Origin of the sequence: Lysinibacillus sp. NPDC093197, from assembly GCF_044754025.1 — a bacterium.
In the GTDB taxonomy this organism is placed as follows: Bacteria; Bacillota; Bacilli; order Bacillales_A; family Planococcaceae; genus Lysinibacillus.
Genome location: NZ_JBIVOH010000001.1, coordinates 411,308 through 428,392, shown reverse-complemented (window position 1 = coordinate 428,392; position 17,085 = coordinate 411,308). Strand labels below are relative to the sequence as shown.

Below are 17,085 nucleotides of genomic sequence, written 5' to 3'. Positions count from 1 at the left end.
AAGTTATATAAGAGGAGAAATTATGGGATTATGGTATTTCCTGATATTATTTGTAGGATTATTTTTAGTGATTAAGGGGCTACTTGGGAAAAAAAGATTAAGCTCAGTACTTATTGGATTATTATGTATTTCGTTCTCAATATTTATGTTTTCTCCAGGAAGTGATGAAATCATTTCGAGATTACTCAATTTGAATCAGAGTGTAAGTAGAATATTTATAAGTATTTTCAATTAGGAAGATTTCATTTGAGTACTTGCTCCACAATCAAGCGATTGTAGAATAATATCGCTATTTTTCTAATCCAAAAACATTAACCTATGAGTTATATTACAACCATTTAATTTACGAGGTGTATTTAATTGCTGCCAATTCAAACTGAAGAAATACCAAGTGAAATAAAAGAATATCTTTTTAACATAGATTCTATTAAATTTCCGCGACAAGGTTACGGTTCCGATGTTGGATTAATTGAAAATAATCAAGGATTTTATGCACTCAAAAGGACAAAGGGTCAGGTAAATTGTTCTTTGTTAAATCGAGAAGTAAAAGTTATAAACTGCTTAACTAATGAAACAAATTTACCTATCCCAAAGGTGAAGATATTCGTTGAAAAAAAATTCAAGAATGAATCCTGGGCTCTTGTAGAGTTTATAGAAGGCGAAACTGTAAGAACAGCTTTATATAACGAAAAAAATAATGAGAAACGACAAGAAATAATATTTAACTTTGGTAATCTATTGAGGCAAATCCATTCAACCCCTTGTCCAAATGAATTAATTGGTGAAAGACCTTGGCTAGATCAAATGTTATGTAATGCAGAACTTAATTTTAAAAAGAACAATGAGGATGGAACAAAAAAATTATTAGAAAAAATTAAATCAATTAAGCCGAATGAATTTAAACAAACACTTATACATGGAGATTATACAATTGATAATATTTTAGTCAACAAAGGAGTCATTACAGGCGTAATCGATTGGGGTGGAGGAGCATACGGAGACCCGAGATATGATGTATCTTTAGCTATTAGGCCTAAACTCAATGCCTTTGAAAATGAAACAGATAAACAAACTTTTTTTGAGGGATATGGGGGAAAAATAATTGATGATATTTTGTATGATTATTTTGTAAAAGGGTTATATGAATTTTTTTAAAAATACCAATACCGTTCTTCCACAATCGGTCGCAATTCGAGAGTAGAGGTTGCACTTCTTCTTTAAGAATCTTGCCATTTAGTCGAATAAAATAAAAGAATTAAATTGAACGTGCTGTTTGGGAAGAAAAGAAAATAACCTTGGGGTGGTTTAATGAAAAAATTCGCATTCGTAATACTATTTGTGCTGTTACTAGTAAGTTGTTCTCAAAAGGAACTTGTTAAAGAGGACAAATTACAATTTGAAATCCAAAATGTTAATAAACAGGAACTAGAATTATTGGTTAATCGTGCAAGTAACTTTACTAAACAAGAAATTGAACTGTATTATGCAGTTATTGTTTTAAATTATCAAATACTAAATGGTAATAAGTTTCACAATTTAACTGTAAAGCATGACTTTGATTGGGATGCATTTATGAGTGAAATTGAATTAAATTATGGACCCAAGTATATGAATGGTGAGGGTAGATCAAGTAATTTTAAAAATGGCAGCTTTAAGCAGGATTCCGAGCGCTTTATTTTTTATGCCAAGGATTTTTCAAGCGAGCAGTTACAAAGTATTTTTGAAACATATAAGATAAACATTTCGTGGCAGCAGAATGCTGATGGTAAAATTGTTGAAGAGACGATTCGAATTGGTGATTTCTTACAAGATAAACGCTGAGTTATTCTATCGCTACAAGTACTGAATAAAGAACATTAGCCCTGTTTTATCCTGGATAGATATTCAACAATTATTCTAAAGTAAATAAAGTCCCCAAAGCGCCGTTTGGTAGCAATCAATAATACTCTATAAAAATCTCAAAGCCTCTTTTTATTTGTTTTAATCTAAAGCTTGATATTATTTAATTAAACTATTTAAATATCTAAACAAGCCACTCATTATGAAAACAATAACTAGTTTATTTTGAGCAGAAAGCGATAAGAGTTTCTACTGAGCAATAATCGTTATCAAAAAATGCTTTGGAAGGGTTTGTGCTAGACTACTAAACAAACTTGATAAAATAGATAATTGACACACACATAAGGGTGAAAATATGAACACTATTTTAAAACAATTAACTGAAATTGAAGATGAATTAAGAAAGCCATTTCCTACTGAAGATATTAATAAAATAAGTGAAGATTTTCGAACAGAATTTTTGGATTTATCTGATGAGGATGAGGTGGATTTCTATGAGGATTTTCGATTCTACTGTTCAAACATAGCAGGAACATTAAGTTATGTTTTAGAAGGAAAGACAAATCAAATTCCAACAGGACAAATTGACATGCTGTATAAGTCTTTTTTTGAATACTATAATCCATATGAATTTCTTGAAGACCTGATAGCAAACTATAAGGAATGTAAAATCCATGAGCAAGCAAGAAAATTGTTATTAAAGCTGTTATCAAATAACCATTATCCGTTAAAACAACAGAGTCTTTACACAAAAATAAATCTGAATCTGAATTTTGAGAAATGAACTTGGAATTTATACACCAAAATTTAATATAACGTTCCAAATCAAAGTTTGTACGTACACCAAAAAGTCACGAATGTTGTTAAATCAACGTTTGTGACTTTTCTTGTGACATTTTTTATTCAGCTTTTTATGCAGAGAGCATCTGGTTCTATGAAAAGAAGCAACTCATTTTGACTGGCTAAACCTGTTTTCCTTGACCATTAATATTTCTAAGAAATTATTCCTTTGTAAAATATTTAGGATCAATTTTATCTATAACTGAAACAAAATTATAGAGATCCATTATTAATTTCTCATTTGTTGTTAGATCGGTTTGGTTATTGATAAGAGCTATCCACTCTTTTTCTAACACATCAATATGTTTACCGTAAACCTCATCTATCTTTTTAGCCAAATCCTTATCATTGTATATCTGTTCAAATTTTTCTATTCCATAAGTATCAATTAAATATGAAATAAAAGAAGAAGAATGAATATAGCTCATTTTCATAAGGGCGTTCTTCTCATATTCATTTGTAAATTTAGGACGAAAATAGGAATGGGCATAATTCGTATCTATTAACTTGCTAATAGGTATTAATTTATTTGAATCTATAAAATGCTTCATGATTTGATGAGAATGAATTGTAGTATTTCCGTATTTTTGTTCCATATAATCAGCAAAACCTTCTTGTGTAAAATAACCACTACTTGTATCAAAATTATTTCCATAACCGAGTATAGAATGTGTCATTTCATGGACAAGTGGATATCGATCATCCTTAATGTCATATAGCAGGATTTCCTTTGCAAAGCCCCATGAATTTTGATTTCCTTCATTGAGAAATATCTGAATTCTGTCAGATGGAACATATGTAGTATGGATTGAATTTTTTATTACTTCATATGCAGCAAGTATTTCTTCCTTAATTGTTTCTACCTTTTCTTGGGGAATCTGAATATTATTAATAACCTCAAAGGTTATTTTACCATCCGGTGTAGTGACAATATTTTCTTCACTTTTTTCTTGTTCTTTAGGAACAACTGGAGCTTGAGTACAGGCTGTTAATAGGAATACTAATATAAGGATATAGCCTCTAAACTTAATCATATTTACCTCCATAAAAATAGTATTTTCTAGTTTATACGGAAATAAAATGTAAAAGTTTCATTTTTTAGAATATTTAAGGAATATATCAACACACAACCGAAAATCCACAATTATAGAGACGAGTAATTGGGGAATCTTTAACGGATCACCATATACTACTTACCAAGCAACGGGAGCAATCCATTCAGAGAGAATAAATTGAGGGATGTTTAAATAAAAAAAGAGTATTAATCTTTTGGATTAACACTCTTTTTTGTTCGTGCAATATATTATGGTTTGGATTGAGTATTCCACTCTTTAAAGTAATCTAAAAGGTCAGCATGAAACTCCATATCTGTATTTAAGATTTCACAGCCATTATCATCATAAAGATGGAAAATACATTTCGTATTAGTATTCACTAAAAAAACATCAGGAGCATAAATACTATGTTTTCTTTTTAGTCGAGGATTTTGAGATAAAAAGTCCTCATGAATACATGTTTTTAGCAGTAATTCTAATTTTAAATCCAAGACTTTACAATATAATTCCATTTGTTGAACTGAAATCTTATCTTCATCGAATAGCCAAGTATATTCTTGGAGTAATAATGAATACTTTTTCTTTTGATTCTTTACATATCTTTTAAAAAAGTTTGGATTTACTGTATTTTTTGTTTCATCAGGGTATGAATTTACAACAACAATGACATCATCAGTTTTTTTAAACAACAAACCCACAATTTCAGATACTTGTTTATACTCTATATGAAATCTAGGTAAATAATTTTTATCATAATTTTGATGATTATCATTACCTAACTCAACATGAATACCTGTATCCCAATTATGATAAAAATCTGGCGATAATGCTAATCCATTATAATGTTCTTCCATAAATTTTTTTAATTGCATATAGAGTCACCTTATTTCCACATTATTTTATTATTCATCAATGACGTTACCATTCTTATCTAGTGAAGCTGTTCTTTCACTAGCACCTTTTTTCCATGCCTTTTTCTCACCATTATAGCCTATATGACCTGCTGTATCAGCTTTATTCTGTTGTGAACTATCGTTATATGAATAAGCCAGTGTTTATTAGCAGCGAACTAACTTTTGACGAGATTCTTGTTCAAATGGATGAAGGTCTCGGTACACGCTTTTATCAAATGTGTAAGCAGTTTTTTATTCATATCGATAAGGATTTAGGGTTGAACTACAGATTAAAGTGAGGGGCGCCAAGCTCCTTGATTGGAGGGAGAATGGATGAAGAATGATTATAAACAGATTTTAGCTAAGGTTCGTGAGGCGAGATGTGAGTGGGAACTAAACAAACTCATGAATGAGCTTGACGAATTCAACAAACAAAATTACAAAGCTACTGCTATCGATATCGCTTTGGAAACTGGTGACCGCAGGGCTTTTAATAAATTGGTGGTGTGTGAAACAAATGACTAAAAATTTCACATGGTATGCACCAAATGCAGAGCTGCTGAAATGCCCTGTGCCTGGCTGTCATCACATTGGGACCATCATTACGAAAAAGCATTGCTGGCTAGTGCATGGCATGACGAGAGATGAAGTTGGTAAAAAGTATGGAAAGCCTAAACGCATTTTGACATATAGCGAGAATCAAATTAAAGCGAGGGGTGCGGAATGGGTGAACAATACTTAATTGATCAGATGGTGTTACACACTAGCCTCTACAAAAAATATCAGTACAAAGAAAACGAGATAGGGTTTTATCAGAACCTTGAAGCTTTACGCGTGCTGAAAGGGCTTAACACACAGGACGAGGCTTTGAATTATATTGCATTTACTGGAGGATTGAAGGCTACATGAGATTGTGTAATGTTACGAATAACTCGTGTCTTAAAGAATATGTACAGAATTTTCTGGTTAAATTCTGTTCTTTCGCTTCTTACCAGTATCAACACCTATTTCAAAAATAAAGAGGACCATAAGAAAGAAAAATACAATTTTCATAATAGGGTTAGCCGTCCAAAAGCCTAAATAATACAGGAAAACAAGGATGATTGATAATAGAGTTTTAACAATCTTTAGAGTCATCCTAAAACCTCCTAACATTTGGAATTACTGATTATAAAATAATAACATAGTTAGGATATTTATAGAACATTGTATTGATCCATTTACTGCACAATTTGAGGATTAAGCGAAAAAATGTGCAATAACAGGAGGTGATTGTTTGAAGCGAGTTTTAAATTATGTGGGTTCTAAATGGAATCTGGCTAGATGGATAGTAAACCAAATGCCCGAGCATGAGGTGTATCTTGAGCCATTCTTCGGTAGTGGTGCTGTCTTATTCAATAAGCAACCTGCACGTATCGAAACAATAAATGATTTAGATGGCAATATCGTCAATCTATTCAAAGTCATACGCGACCAGCCTGGACAACTGGCTCAACAAATTCAACTTATGCCCTATTCAAGGCAAGAATACAACGAATCATTTACAGCATTGAAGGATGAATTAAATGCATTAGAAAGAGCAAGGGTATTCTTAGTTCGTTGTTGGATGTCTAGAGGAGGAAAAACAAGTGCTCTTATAGGGTGGCGTCACAATGTAGACTCGAAAATATTTAGTGCCTTACCTGATTGGCGTAAGCTACCAGCTATCGTTTTAGAAGCAACGGAGCGATTAAAACATGTCCAAATTGAAAATTTAGATGCTACAACTCTGATACGCAGATAAAACAAAGAGGATTGTTTGATATACAGTGATCCACCGTATTTATTAAGCACACGTACAAAACGACACTATGCTTATGAAATGACGAATGAACAACATGAAACGTTATTGCGAGCTTTAAATAAACATCGGGGTTTTGCCATGATTAGTGGCTACAAAAACGATATGTACAATGATATTTTACAAGGTTGGACAAGAATTTCGAAAGTGGCCACAACCGAAGCTGCGAAAGAAAAATGCGAAAGTTTGTGGCTCAATCCTCAAATAATTGAGCGTGGGTATATACAACAATCGTTTTTTGAGAAGGTGTAGGAGGGAAGATATGAATGATCTGAAGAATATTTAGAGTATTTAATAATTTATTAGTAAATGATAGTTTCGTCAGTTTGTAACTGTTTAATAGATTTTAAGTCTAATCTATTAAACAAATAGTGAGAGGTCTGAGATCTAATGAAAAAAATGTTTATAGTATTCGTTTTGTTGTTTCTTGTCGGATGTAATAATGAAGAGAAGAAAACTTTTGAGTTTGCAGGTGAAATTCAAAAAATAATTGTGATTGGACAAGGTACCAATACCAAGTTAGATAAACAAGAAGTTGAAAATGCTGCTGAAATAAAACTTTTTGAAGATGCAATGCAAGATGCCACTATATCATCACAGCCTCATACAGATGAAGGTCCTTTATATAAGCTTGAAGTGATATACGATGATAACTCGAAAGAAACCATTGATATATGGTATTACGCGAGTGCAAATACAGGAAGCTTTTATATGAATGATAGGTATTCTTTGAATGAAGAAGCCGTTCCAGCATTAATTGAACTTTTGGAGTCTTATAAAGACGAAAAATGATTTACTGAACAAAATGAGGAAATTAAGAAGAAAGAGCGATTATAATATCGCTCTAAAAAACTCATAAAACCCCATATTCATTGGTATTGCCCAAACGAAGAAACCAAGTAGGGCAATTGGGCCAATAAAGAAATTATATATCTTTTTCGGCAAGATTTTTCCGAATAACGTTTTGTAGATTGCTACGCAAACTACCATTACCACCGGCAGTAAAATCATTGGCGGTATAAAAAACAAAAGACTTCCACCAAGTGATATATCTGAAAATATGTCCATTGAATTACCTCGTTATGTATTTTATGTAAATTGTACCATAAATAAGCTGCAGCGTAGTCACTCGCTACAGCTAAAAATTGGTTATTCCACTTGAGCCTTTTCAAAAGCATTATACCACAGCTTAAGGGGGCTAACCTGATGGGCAAACAAGGGCAAATTAAAGTAACGAAAGAGAATTTACTGCAGTGGATTAAGAATTATCATTGGATGGTTGCGACTATTGAAGAAGCACGAAAGACAGTTGTACAGGTTGATAACAGTAGTTACATTGGTGCAAAAATAGCAATGTACGGTATTGAGGCAATATTACCAAAGGCAAGCGGAGGTACTAGTGATCCGGTGTATACAGAAGTACAACGTCGTGTATATTCACTAAATTATCGTATTAAAGAATATGAGCAAAAGATTGCAGAGGTGCAGAATCGTATTCCGTTAGTGCATGGGGATAGAGAGATTGAAGTGCTGCATAGACTGCTAGATGGTGAAAGTATGCGCGCTATTGGTAAACACATGAGTTTGTCTAGTACGACAATATTTAGAGTTAGAAATAATATTTTGAGTCAGATGATGAAGTAGCCTTTTTGGCTACTTTTTTTAATAACATTTGTTCAACAAAAGGGTCATTTAATTGAATAATACTTCTAAATTAAAAATGGGGTTTTGTGTTAATCTTGATGCGAGTTTGTGAAACAAGGTACTAAAGCTAACGGGGCAGTTTAGTATAATAAGGACTTAATTTTTTTATAATGAATACCTTGCATTATATAGTAATGTGTATTATAACTAATTAAGGAGGTGGGTAAATTTGGAAGTGAATAAAGAGGTTTTAAAAGGTCATATTGATACATTAATTCTCTCATTACTACATAGCAGAGACATGTATGGGTATGAGTTAGCTAAATTAGTTCGAGAAAAAAGTAATGAACAGTTTGAATTGAAAGAAGGTACGCTTTATTTGTCTTTAAAGCGATTAGAAAAAAATAAATGGATTGAATCTTACTGGGGCGATGAACAAGGACCAGGGGGAAGGAGAAAATACTATAAACTCACACCTTTAGGTGAAGAAGGCTTTGAAGTAAAACGCAATGAATGGAATTATGTTAAAAAACTAATGGATTTATTTATCGAAGGGGGAGAAAAAGGGTGAAACAAATAGAATCATATGTTGATGAAGTTTATCGTAGTGCCGGTGGGAACAAGAAAGAAATCGAAGAATTAAAAGCAGAGATGAAAAATCATTTAATAGAGGCTGTTCATGAGTTGAAATCCGAGGGGAAATCAGAAAAAGAAGCTATCAACATAGCAATTGAAAGATTTGGTGGAGAACAAGAATTGCGTTCTGTTGTGAGACAATTATTTAATGCACAAAAAGTATTTGCTAAATGGATGCTTTATCTTGCGATAGGTGTGTTTCTTTTTACTGTCACTGCATTTGGAATAATAATGTTTATCGAAGAAGAAAATGCTAACGAAAATTCGACTGTAGCGACTGATATTTTTAGTGTGTTAAAAGGGAAAGCGGCAATTTCAAAAGATATGGAAGAAGAAATAAAAAGTTTGGTTCAAGAGGCTGATCAAATTTCGAAGGTTGAAATTTATAATGTAAGTGATGTTGCAAATAACAATTTGATATTCGATTATGTTAGGGATGCAAAACCAGATTATCGATATGAACAAAAAGTGTGGAATCCTACATGGCTTAAAGCGAATTTCTTCCCTTACGGAAACGGTGATGGGAAACAGTGGTATGTTGATATGGAAACAAGACATATTGGCGACTTGATGGCTATAATTTTGTTTTCTGGAATTGCGATATACCTTACCCTCTTTACAATATGGGCAATAATTAATGCTTATCATTATAAACGATTAAATGTTGGCTGGATATTTGTATTTGCGTTATTCAATGTTATTGGATATCTGATTTATTATATTTCTGGTAAAAGAGAATCAGTTGTATGAATTTAAAGTAACGGGGTGCTTTAGTTCAATAACGATCTTCAACAATCCGGCGCGATTGTGGAACAAATGTAACATACGTAACAAAAAGAACAAATGTAAAACATGTACGATAGTTTGTGATAGAAAATTTGTATTGTAAAATCGGAGGTAGGTCGGTGCGGAATTGTTTTCCTCCCTTGGTATTTATGAAATCCCGAATATTAGGGAAAGACCGACCGACGACCGACCCGCGCTTGGCAGACTAGTTCTTAGCACGACTTACATGGCCGTCCTATATTTTTTAAGAGATAAAGTGTCTTAAATAATATAGAAGGCTAAAAATTGGAATAAGGAGTGGTTATTATGTGAACTTCGTCCACTTTCCATTTTATTCTGTCAAACTTAATAAACGTGCACGGAAATGCACGAACACAATTCACTTGCAATAATAACGTGGTGTAGCTCTACCACGTTGCTAGAAGTGAGCTAACTCGACATTTTTATCATAAAATTAAAGCTTTCATCTTAGGATGAAGGCTTTTTATATCAAATTAATATTATAGAAAACATTTATTTTATATGTGATAATTATTAATAATACATCATTTTTTGTAGGAGTTGATATAATACAGTGTTTTTGTATCAAATTTTAAAAGAAATGTTGGAAAATCTCTATTACATTACTAGTATAGGATTGTTTGCAGGGATTGTTGTTGCTAGTCGTCAATTAAAGATAATGAAAGCCGATATTCAAGCTAAAAATAAAAGAGCATCTGTTGAAAAAAGTATTGAATATTTACATTGGTTCGCAACTGAATTTATTCCCCAATTTGAAGATTATCAAAATAAATTGTCGGGCAAAAGAATAAATATATATCCAAATATTAAGAATAGGGCATTCACTTTCAATAGTGAGATTAATCTTAAAAGCCCCAATGTAGTCGAAAGTATCAAGCACAAAAATAATTGTGGTGCAACAACACTAATTAATCAACTAGAGTTCTTTAGTGCTGCAATGATGAGTGGGTTAGCTGATGAAGAACTTGCTTTTAATCCATTAGCAGATGCATTTTGTCGATTTGTTGAATTGAATTATGATGTATATTGTGATGCAAGAAATGGGGTTAGGGAAACATTATTTACGCACACAATAGAATTATACATAATGTGGAAAGAAAGACTGGAATCCTTACATTTGCAAAAAGAAAAACAAGTAATTGAAGAAAAGATGTCTAAAATAAAACACAAAAGCATAAAAATATTAGGGAATGAATAATTGTATAAAAGGAGAGATAAAAATGGATGTAATTATTTTTCCAGGCGTCGTAAATCAAGAAAGATTAAAAAATTCAACGATTGCAAAAAAAGAATCAGAAAGTGTTTCAAGTTCAAAATTACTAAGTGAGGCATTTAAAGCGCTGAATACATATAAGATTAAATCTTTAGATAAATAGCCATAATTTATAAAGGTCACACCTAACGAGGTGTGGCTTTTTATTTTGCTTTGGAAACTGCATTAAACAGCCAAAACGCTTAGTGATGAGAGGGTAGAGTTTGGTGTGATTTTGAGGACAACAAAATCAGAATGAGGTGATTAACATGCTCTATGTATTGCAGTGTGAAGATTGTAAACGACCGACTCCGGTTGTTTGTAGAAAATATGGGCATACACTAGTTAGCCAATGAATCGGTTAAATAGACTGTTCCAAACAAATGCGTATGTGGCGACAGAATTAAAGCAATGATTTATTAGGGCTTTGAATAGCGCGTATTGCTGTTTAATGGGTGCGTGCTTTTTAGAGTGAAATATTTATGGTATTATATTCCTATTTGATTTATGATTAAATGGGAGATGATATTGATGGAAAATATTTTTATTGGCACTATAGTTGTATTATCAGTTGTAGTATTATTACTATTTAATAACCAGAGAAAGTTAATGCGAATGCATGAAGATGAAAAAAATGAAATCCGGAAGAATACAGAAAACATTTTAAATGAAAGTCAAAAAGAAATATCGGCTACAGTCACAGAAAACTATAATATGTTAAAAAAAGAAAATAATCACGAATTACAGAAACTAAAAAAAGATTACGATACTGAACTAACTAATATGAAAAAATATATCGGGAATCTAGAAAAATTTTCGCGTAACCGTGGAGAAATACTTGCTCATGAAATATTAATGGACTTGAAAAGTAATTTACTAGAAGAGGGGATTATCAATCGTAATGAAATGATAATTATGGGTAACGTATTTATTCCGTTTCGTTATAAAGATAATGAAGATCTGAAATCTAGACAGATTGATCATCTTATTCTATTGCCACAAGGTATTTATATAATTGAAACAAAGTATTGGAAAGGTAAAATTCTTCAAGGTATTTCAAAAAAAAATGCAGATAATTTATCTATTTTGTTGGATAATCTATTCCCAGGGATTAAGGATGATATGGAAAAAACTTTAATTTTGAATCCAATAAAAGAGAATGAAGGAAGCAATGAATTTAGAGTAATTTCATATGATAATCCGGTAAATCAAGTTAGACAGACTGCGGTCAAATTAAATCAATATATTAAAGAAAAAATTAATAAAAACATTGGTATTAATTCATTAGTTTACTTCGGATATTACCAAGATAAAAATAACTTTGTTGAAATTTATGGTAAGCAACAAGGGAACTTCCCTACACTAATTTGCAAAGGTGAAAAAGAATTAAAAGATATTCTTCGTGAAAAAATTGAAAAATGCGAAAGAAAGTATAATGTTGAAGAATTGTTGGAAATTCAAGAATTATTAAATGAATATAATAGAATTAGCTAAGCGTCCTTTAAGGATGCTTTTTTATTTCGAAAAGCAACTAGCATAATGGTTTGATTACAAAACAAACAAATGACGATGGAGGTGGTGGATATGAACAATGGCTAGACCGAAAAACCCAGAACGTTCAGAAGCGTTTCAAATGTGGCTCGATAGCAAAGGGCAAATGCTGTTAAAGGATATTGCCAAACAACTACAATTATCCGATTCTCAAATTCGAAAGTGGAAGAACCAAGATAAATGGGATGACCGATTTAAAAGGTAACATTACTAAATCCAATAGTAACGTTACTAAACGAAGTCGAGGGGCCCCTGCTGGTAATTCCAATGCTAAGGGGCACGGCGCACCTAAGCAAAATCAGAATGCAACAACGCATGGTTTCTTTGCGAAGTTTCTACCTGAAGAAACGCTTGAAATCATGGAATCAATGAACGAACGTTCTCCAGCCGACCTAATCTGGGACCAAATACAAATCCAGTATGCTGCTATTATTAGAGCTCAACGTATTATGCATGTTGAATCAAAAGACGAAATCATAAAAGAGCTCAAGCGAGAGAAGGTGCAAGGTGGTAAAAATCCATCGCACGAAACAGAATATAACTTCCAATTCGCATGGGAACGACAGGCGCAACTACTCACTGCTCAATCAAGGGCAATCGGGGAGTTGCGTTCTTCAATTCGTCAGTTTGTGGAGATGGCAGATATGGATGATGAACGTCGATTGAAGTTAGAGCAAATGCAGTTGAATATTAATAAGACGAAGTTGGAGATTGAAAAGCTTGGTTCTAGTCAACAAAATGAACCTATAGAAATTCAAATTGTCAGCAAAAAAAAGCAACCTTAATTGGCTGCTTTTTTGTCGTTTTGTTCAATACCAAGAGCCTCTTTAAGGGAAGCTTGAAGTATCTGTGAAAAGTTTAAACCGGCATCTTCAGCTGCATCTCGTAACCAGCGTGGAAGTGTACAGTTTTTAGTTACTGCTTTGTTTACAGACTCATTACGAAATGGGGGCATGTAAACGTCAATAAAGATAATTCGATCTGATTCTGCATGCAAAACGATATCTGCAGGATTTGATGGATTGGGCAGAGAAGTTTCATTTTCTTCTAATTCAAGGATACGAAAAGCTAACATATCTTTCGCTTCTTGGATACCTTCTTTAATATCGTCAGCTAAAATAGCTGTTCCAGCAAAGTCAGGGAAATACATTCCTAAACCACCATCGGCTGCAGTCTCAACAACGACTGGGTAAATAAAATGATTGGCGTAGCTCAATATTAATACCTCCTTTTTTTAAATACTATTATGTTACTTTTGGACATTGAGGTAAGGCAATATAGAGAAAGGCAAGTTAAGGCAAGGCAATAGATGTAAGCAGAGAGGGGTTAGAATTTAACCCCTGAAGTCTGCTCAATACTTTTAAGTGTGCCTACCGGAATCAATCGACCATCAGCTTTTACGCTTATATCAGCAAATCTTGTTGGGTCATCTTTATGTATGTATCTCTGATGACTGCCAGGACCCTTATGAGTAGGAGATTTGATGAATCCTTCTTTTTTGAGTCTTTTTAGTGCTTCTCTTATGGTCACTTGCTTTCCCATTACCTTACCTCCTTTCTAATATCATTATAACACGCATAAATAACGCGTGTCTATTTTGGAGTGTGAAAATACGCGTGTTTTTTATGCGTGTAATATTAAGGGAGTTGAGTAAAATGACAAAGCCTACAAGCAGGTGAAAGCTATTCTGAAATGGCGCACAGGATTGAGAACGCTATGGGGTGGACCAAGAAGAAAGCCATCCTTGTTGCACGTACAGAAGGTGGCCGAGTGCGATCACTTGCCGATTTAGCCGTAGAAGAAAAGGCTAGTAAAACCGTTCGGCTAACAAAGATATGGATGTCCTCCCTTGATACGAGAGTTCGCAAATCACATAGAAAGCTAGATGGGCAAACAGCGGATAAAGACGGCTATTATCACTACGGTAAGTGGAAATCAAAAGCGCCAAGACTATGGGGCGTTGCTTCCATGGATATTCAGTGCCGTTGCCATTCGATTTACATGGTAAACGGTAAACTACCTGAATACAGACGCGGCAAAGACTATATGGATGATACGTACCAAAAGAAATTAGCAGCTCGTATAGATGCTTACATGGAAGACTTGGGACTACCGTATAAACAGGCGTTTAATAAAGCTTACAAAGAAGTGAAGCCACCAAGTGTGACAGTACCTTATGTGAGTTATAACGAGTGGAGAAAGAAGTTTAGCGCCGAAAGGTAGCATGTTATGAACATCTAGTGCTAAAAGCAGATGTAATTTTAAAAAAATTATTAAAGGAGCAGAAAAATGGAATATAAATCAATAAATGAAATGTCAGTTGATGAAATACTCCACCAACAATTAGTATTGTTAGCGGAGCGTTCTCAATCAGCGCTTGATGAGGAACTAGCTCGATTGACAAATTCAATGATAGAAATCGCAAATTACTTAGAATGAGAATTTTTTCCCTTTTTTAATTTAGTATACGAGGTTTATAGAATACATTTGTTTGTATAAGCATCATTAATTTAATTCTTGAATTAAAGCATGATAAAAATCGCCTCGTTAGTTTTTCTTAGAGGTGATTTCGTTATTGGTTATATGTGTTAAAATTGAATTGGTTTGGAAGTTTTGATTAAATTTTATTCAACAATCGGGCCAGATTGTGGAGTAACAATCTATTAAGAAATGTTACTTAACGACGATTTCGGTGCATTTTAAAAAGTGGTAAAATTTTCTTGATAGAGTTAATCAATGGTTTAATGAAAAAGAAATAAAATCATTATTATTTAAATTCTTTTTGCGTATGCAAACTATCGAGGAAAGGTTGCTGAAAGAAAATGAAATCAATACTCAAAATACTTATGAATCCAATAGCTAATCTGAACGAAGAGTTGAAACAAATGATGCCTCTTTCGATTGCACTTGGACATGAAAACGATGTATTTGTCCTACTGAAGGAAGAGCGAATTCCACTAATCGATGGTTGTTTCCCTGCAACCGTTACGGAACAAAGCTATAGATATCAAGTCATTCATCTAAAAGATGGACAAAAGAAAGTACTAGATTTGCCGAAAGAGACATGGAATTATCATTACATACAGCCGATTGATGACGGACAATTTCTGCTTGTATGCGCACGGTCGTATTACCATGATGCGCAAAACATTGAAGAAAATGCACGTGTCTATGATGAGAATGGTCGTTTCATCCGATCATTTTGTTTAGGGGATGGTATTGGGCATGTGTACGTAACAAAGAATCAAGAGATTTGGACAGGGTACTTTGATGAAGGCGTTTTCGGCAATTACGGCTGGAAGGATCCGGTTGGCCGCAGCGGGCTAGTTGGCTGGGACGCCTCGGGTGCTAAATTGGATTCGCTTGAAGAAGATAAGGAATATTTTATTTTTGAGTGTTTGGCGTTGAATGGTGTAGCAGATGGAGGAATTTGGTTTTTCTTTAGCCTAGATTCGAAGATTGGCGTACGGAAAGAAGGTCTCACATCGTATTATTCACCCGAAGATATTTATTTTCAGGCGTTTGCGGTGAACGGGGAGACGATCGTTGCATACCGAGGCAGAGGAGAACGTACACTCTTTGAGTTACATCGTGAAGGTAATGAATATAAGACTGTCCGTAAAATCGAGCTGACGAGGCCGGATGGTAAGCCTTTCGAACCGCAATTAGTGAATAACCGTGAGAGTAAGTTGCTGTTTTTGGACGGGGATGAGCTGTATATGTATGAAGTGAAATCCGGTGTGTGACGGTAGGTGATAAGGAATATAGATTTAGTATCACTCAGTAAAAGAGACGATTTATTGCTTAAAAACAGCAGTGCAACTATTTTGGCTCTTCGCATTTGTGAGCTACTATTGAATAAGCACTTCTGTCTAAGTTCATTAAAACGTTATAAAGTATACAAAATCATTCAAATTAACTTTCCCAAATAAAAGTTTTGGACACAGAAGACCAAACTATAACAATAGGACGCGATTCTATAATAAGGATCAGCGCTCGTTTTCATTAAAGGGCCATTTAGTAATATTTTATAGGTGGGGACAAAATGAAGAAACCAATTGTGAACCTTAGTGATTATAATCTTAATTGGGAAAAAGAATTTGAATATGAGAAAAAAAGAATTATCGATGTTTTAGGTGATAAAGTTGTTGGGATTGAACATATTGGAAGCATTTCTATAAAGGGATTGGAAGCGAAGCCAATAATAGATATTATTTTGGGCATACAAGATTTAGGTGAGGTATCCAACTTTGTTATTCCTCTCAGTGAAATTGAATTTGAATATATCCATAAACCTGAGTTTAAAGATAGAATGTTTTTTAGGAAGGGTTTATGGGGAAAGGGTACTTGTCATCTGCATATCTGTGAAATTAACAGCAGTGAGTGGATTGAAAAATTAATGTTTCGAGATTATCTTAGGTTACACCCCCATGTGGCCAAAGAGTATGCTTCATTAAAAAAAGAACTTGCTTCTAAATATAAGTTCGATAGACCAACATATACAAAGAAGAAAGAACCGTTTATTAAAAAGATTTTCGAAATAGCTATGAAAGAAATGTACGCTAAATAAAAATCTCTTATTAAAGTAACCGGTGCTTAACTTCAATAAGAAGTAAAGATTTTTTATTACTAACGTAGCAGATTAATATAAGAACCAAACGACGCTTTGGGAATTTAATATTGACAAAATTTTCTAAATTTAATATGATTTAAATCAATATATAAGTC

General features: G+C 33.4%; 22 protein-coding genes, 3 pseudogenes and 1 other annotated feature (1 of these 26 running past the window's edge). Of the genes and pseudogenes, 20 read left to right on the top strand and 5 right to left on the bottom strand.

Features of this window, described 5'->3' with window-relative positions; all coding sequences use genetic code 11:
• Positions 1-360 precede the first annotated feature (360 nt).
• The 3 genes from ACIP9G_RS02185 to ACIP9G_RS02175 all read left to right on the top strand — a co-directional run bounded on the left by ACIP9G_RS02185 (position 361) and on the right by ACIP9G_RS02175 (position 2,623).
• Positions 361-1,155, top strand: a complete 795-nt coding sequence (locus ACIP9G_RS02185; RefSeq protein ID WP_401017043.1) for a phosphotransferase family protein — start codon at positions 361-363, stop codon at positions 1,153-1,155.
• A gap of 153 nt (positions 1,156-1,308) precedes the next feature.
• The gene (locus ACIP9G_RS02180; RefSeq protein ID WP_401017041.1) at positions 1,309-1,821 is read left to right on the top strand and encodes a hypothetical protein; all 513 of its coding nucleotides are present in this window, start codon (positions 1,309-1,311) and stop codon (positions 1,819-1,821) included.
• Positions 1,822-2,194: 373 nt separating this feature from the next.
• The gene (locus ACIP9G_RS02175) at positions 2,195-2,623 is read left to right on the top strand and encodes a YxiJ family protein (protein ID WP_401017039.1); all 429 of its coding nucleotides are present in this window, start codon (positions 2,195-2,197) and stop codon (positions 2,621-2,623) included.
• Positions 2,624-2,840: 217 nt separating this feature from the next.
• On the opposite strand, the gene ACIP9G_RS02170 is transcribed toward ACIP9G_RS02175, so the two are convergent.
• Together ACIP9G_RS02170 and ACIP9G_RS02165 are read right to left on the bottom strand one after the other, a co-directional pair.
• Positions 2,841-3,713, bottom strand: coding sequence for a gluzincin family metallopeptidase (locus tag ACIP9G_RS02170; RefSeq protein ID WP_401017037.1), 873 nt, complete (start codon positions 3,711-3,713; stop codon positions 2,841-2,843).
• Between the two features lie 269 nt (positions 3,714-3,982).
• Positions 3,983-4,606, bottom strand: a complete 624-nt coding sequence (locus ACIP9G_RS02165; protein ID WP_401017036.1) for a DUF3885 domain-containing protein — start codon at positions 4,604-4,606, stop codon at positions 3,983-3,985.
• 354 nt (positions 4,607-4,960) lie between these two features.
• Here ACIP9G_RS02165 and ACIP9G_RS02160 point away from each other — a divergent pair, with 354 nt between their 5' ends.
• The 6 genes and pseudogenes from ACIP9G_RS02160 (at position 4,961) to ACIP9G_RS02135 (ending at position 7,259) form a co-directional block, all read left to right on the top strand.
• Entirely contained in the window at positions 4,961-5,152 is a 192-nt protein-coding gene (locus ACIP9G_RS02160; RefSeq protein WP_401017034.1) for a hypothetical protein, read from the top strand.
• Positions 5,145-5,369 (top strand): hypothetical protein, encoded by a 225-nt coding sequence (locus ACIP9G_RS02155; protein WP_401017032.1) that lies wholly within the window; start codon positions 5,145-5,147, stop codon positions 5,367-5,369. The genes ACIP9G_RS02160 and ACIP9G_RS02155 overlap by 8 nt, the downstream gene beginning before the upstream one ends.
• Positions 5,351-5,536 carry a hypothetical protein gene (locus tag ACIP9G_RS02150; protein WP_340824241.1) on the top strand — a complete coding sequence of 62 codons (186 nt, stop codon included), beginning with the start codon at positions 5,351-5,353 and terminating at the stop codon, positions 5,534-5,536. Before ACIP9G_RS02155 ends, ACIP9G_RS02150 begins: the two co-directional genes overlap by 19 nt.
• Positions 5,537-5,903: 367 nt before the next feature.
• Positions 5,904-6,410 carry a DNA adenine methylase gene (locus ACIP9G_RS02145; protein WP_401017029.1) on the top strand — a complete coding sequence of 169 codons (507 nt, stop codon included), beginning with the start codon at positions 5,904-5,906 and terminating at the stop codon, positions 6,408-6,410.
• Positions 6,411-6,422: 12 nt separating this feature from the next.
• Positions 6,423-6,719 (top strand): annotated as a pseudogene (locus tag ACIP9G_RS02140) (DNA adenine methylase); the annotation flags it as partial.
• Positions 6,720-6,857: 138 nt separating this feature from the next.
• Positions 6,858-7,259 carry a YhfM domain-containing protein gene (locus tag ACIP9G_RS02135; RefSeq protein ID WP_401017027.1) on the top strand — a complete coding sequence of 134 codons (402 nt, stop codon included), beginning with the start codon at positions 6,858-6,860 and terminating at the stop codon, positions 7,257-7,259.
• A 39-nt stretch (positions 7,260-7,298) separates the two neighbouring features.
• Here ACIP9G_RS02135 and ACIP9G_RS02130 read toward each other — a convergent pair whose 3' ends face one another.
• Complete coding sequence (locus ACIP9G_RS02130; RefSeq protein WP_401017026.1) at positions 7,299-7,535, bottom strand: hypothetical protein; 237 nt, start codon at positions 7,533-7,535, stop codon at positions 7,299-7,301.
• Between the two features lie 138 nt (positions 7,536-7,673).
• On the opposite strand from ACIP9G_RS02130, the gene ACIP9G_RS02125 reads away from it, so the two are divergent.
• From ACIP9G_RS02125 to terS, 7 genes and pseudogenes are all read left to right on the top strand, one after another.
• A complete protein-coding gene (locus ACIP9G_RS02125) occupies positions 7,674-8,111 on the top strand; it encodes a LuxR C-terminal-related transcriptional regulator (RefSeq protein WP_401017024.1) in 438 nt (145 codons plus the stop codon).
• A 229-nt stretch (positions 8,112-8,340) separates the two neighbouring features.
• Positions 8,341-8,682, top strand: a complete 342-nt coding sequence (locus ACIP9G_RS02120) for a PadR family transcriptional regulator (RefSeq protein ID WP_401017023.1) — start codon at positions 8,341-8,343, stop codon at positions 8,680-8,682.
• On the top strand, positions 8,679-9,497 hold the full coding sequence (locus tag ACIP9G_RS02115; protein WP_401017021.1) for a permease prefix domain 1-containing protein: 819 nt from the start codon (positions 8,679-8,681) through the stop codon (positions 9,495-9,497). The genes ACIP9G_RS02120 and ACIP9G_RS02115 overlap by 4 nt, the downstream gene beginning before the upstream one ends.
• 610 nt (positions 9,498-10,107) lie before the next feature.
• Positions 10,108-10,752 (top strand): hypothetical protein, encoded by a 645-nt coding sequence (locus tag ACIP9G_RS02110; protein ID WP_401017019.1) that lies wholly within the window; start codon positions 10,108-10,110, stop codon positions 10,750-10,752.
• A 22-nt stretch (positions 10,753-10,774) separates the two neighbouring features.
• Entirely contained in the window at positions 10,775-10,930 is a 156-nt protein-coding gene (locus tag ACIP9G_RS02105) for a hypothetical protein (protein ID WP_401017017.1), read from the top strand.
• Between the two features lie 407 nt (positions 10,931-11,337).
• The gene (locus ACIP9G_RS02100) at positions 11,338-12,300 is read left to right on the top strand and encodes a nuclease-related domain-containing protein (RefSeq protein ID WP_401017015.1); all 963 of its coding nucleotides are present in this window, start codon (positions 11,338-11,340) and stop codon (positions 12,298-12,300) included.
• A gap of 97 nt (positions 12,301-12,397) precedes the next feature.
• Positions 12,398-13,142: pseudogene (gene terS, locus ACIP9G_RS02095) on the top strand (phage terminase small subunit).
• Here terS and ACIP9G_RS02090 read toward each other — a convergent pair.
• Positions 13,139-13,573, bottom strand: coding sequence for a type II toxin-antitoxin system HicB family antitoxin (locus ACIP9G_RS02090; RefSeq protein ID WP_401017013.1), 435 nt, complete (start codon positions 13,571-13,573; stop codon positions 13,139-13,141). The pseudogene terS and the gene ACIP9G_RS02090 overlap by 4 nt on opposite strands.
• Before the next feature lie 110 nt (positions 13,574-13,683).
• On the bottom strand, positions 13,684-13,899 hold the full coding sequence (locus tag ACIP9G_RS02085; RefSeq protein WP_172771775.1) for a type II toxin-antitoxin system HicA family toxin: 216 nt from the start codon (positions 13,897-13,899) through the stop codon (positions 13,684-13,686).
• A gap of 129 nt (positions 13,900-14,028) precedes the next feature.
• Between ACIP9G_RS02085 and ACIP9G_RS02080 the strand changes: the two are divergent.
• The 4 genes and pseudogenes from ACIP9G_RS02080 to ACIP9G_RS02065 form a co-directional block, all read left to right on the top strand.
• Positions 14,029-14,580, top strand: a pseudogene (locus tag ACIP9G_RS02080) (phage minor head protein); the annotation flags it as partial.
• A gap of 66 nt (positions 14,581-14,646) precedes the next feature.
• Positions 14,647-14,796 (top strand): hypothetical protein, encoded by a 150-nt coding sequence (locus ACIP9G_RS02075; protein ID WP_340824260.1) that lies wholly within the window; start codon positions 14,647-14,649, stop codon positions 14,794-14,796.
• A 383-nt stretch (positions 14,797-15,179) separates the two neighbouring features.
• Positions 15,180-16,103, top strand: a complete 924-nt coding sequence (locus tag ACIP9G_RS02070; protein ID WP_401017011.1) for a hypothetical protein — start codon at positions 15,180-15,182, stop codon at positions 16,101-16,103.
• A 299-nt stretch (positions 16,104-16,402) separates the two neighbouring features.
• A complete protein-coding gene (locus ACIP9G_RS02065) occupies positions 16,403-16,927 on the top strand; it encodes a GrpB family protein (protein WP_401017009.1) in 525 nt (174 codons plus the stop codon).
• 150 nt (positions 16,928-17,077) lie between these two features.
• Positions 17,078-17,085 (top strand) — a binding site (T-box leader); it runs 200 nt beyond the window's last position.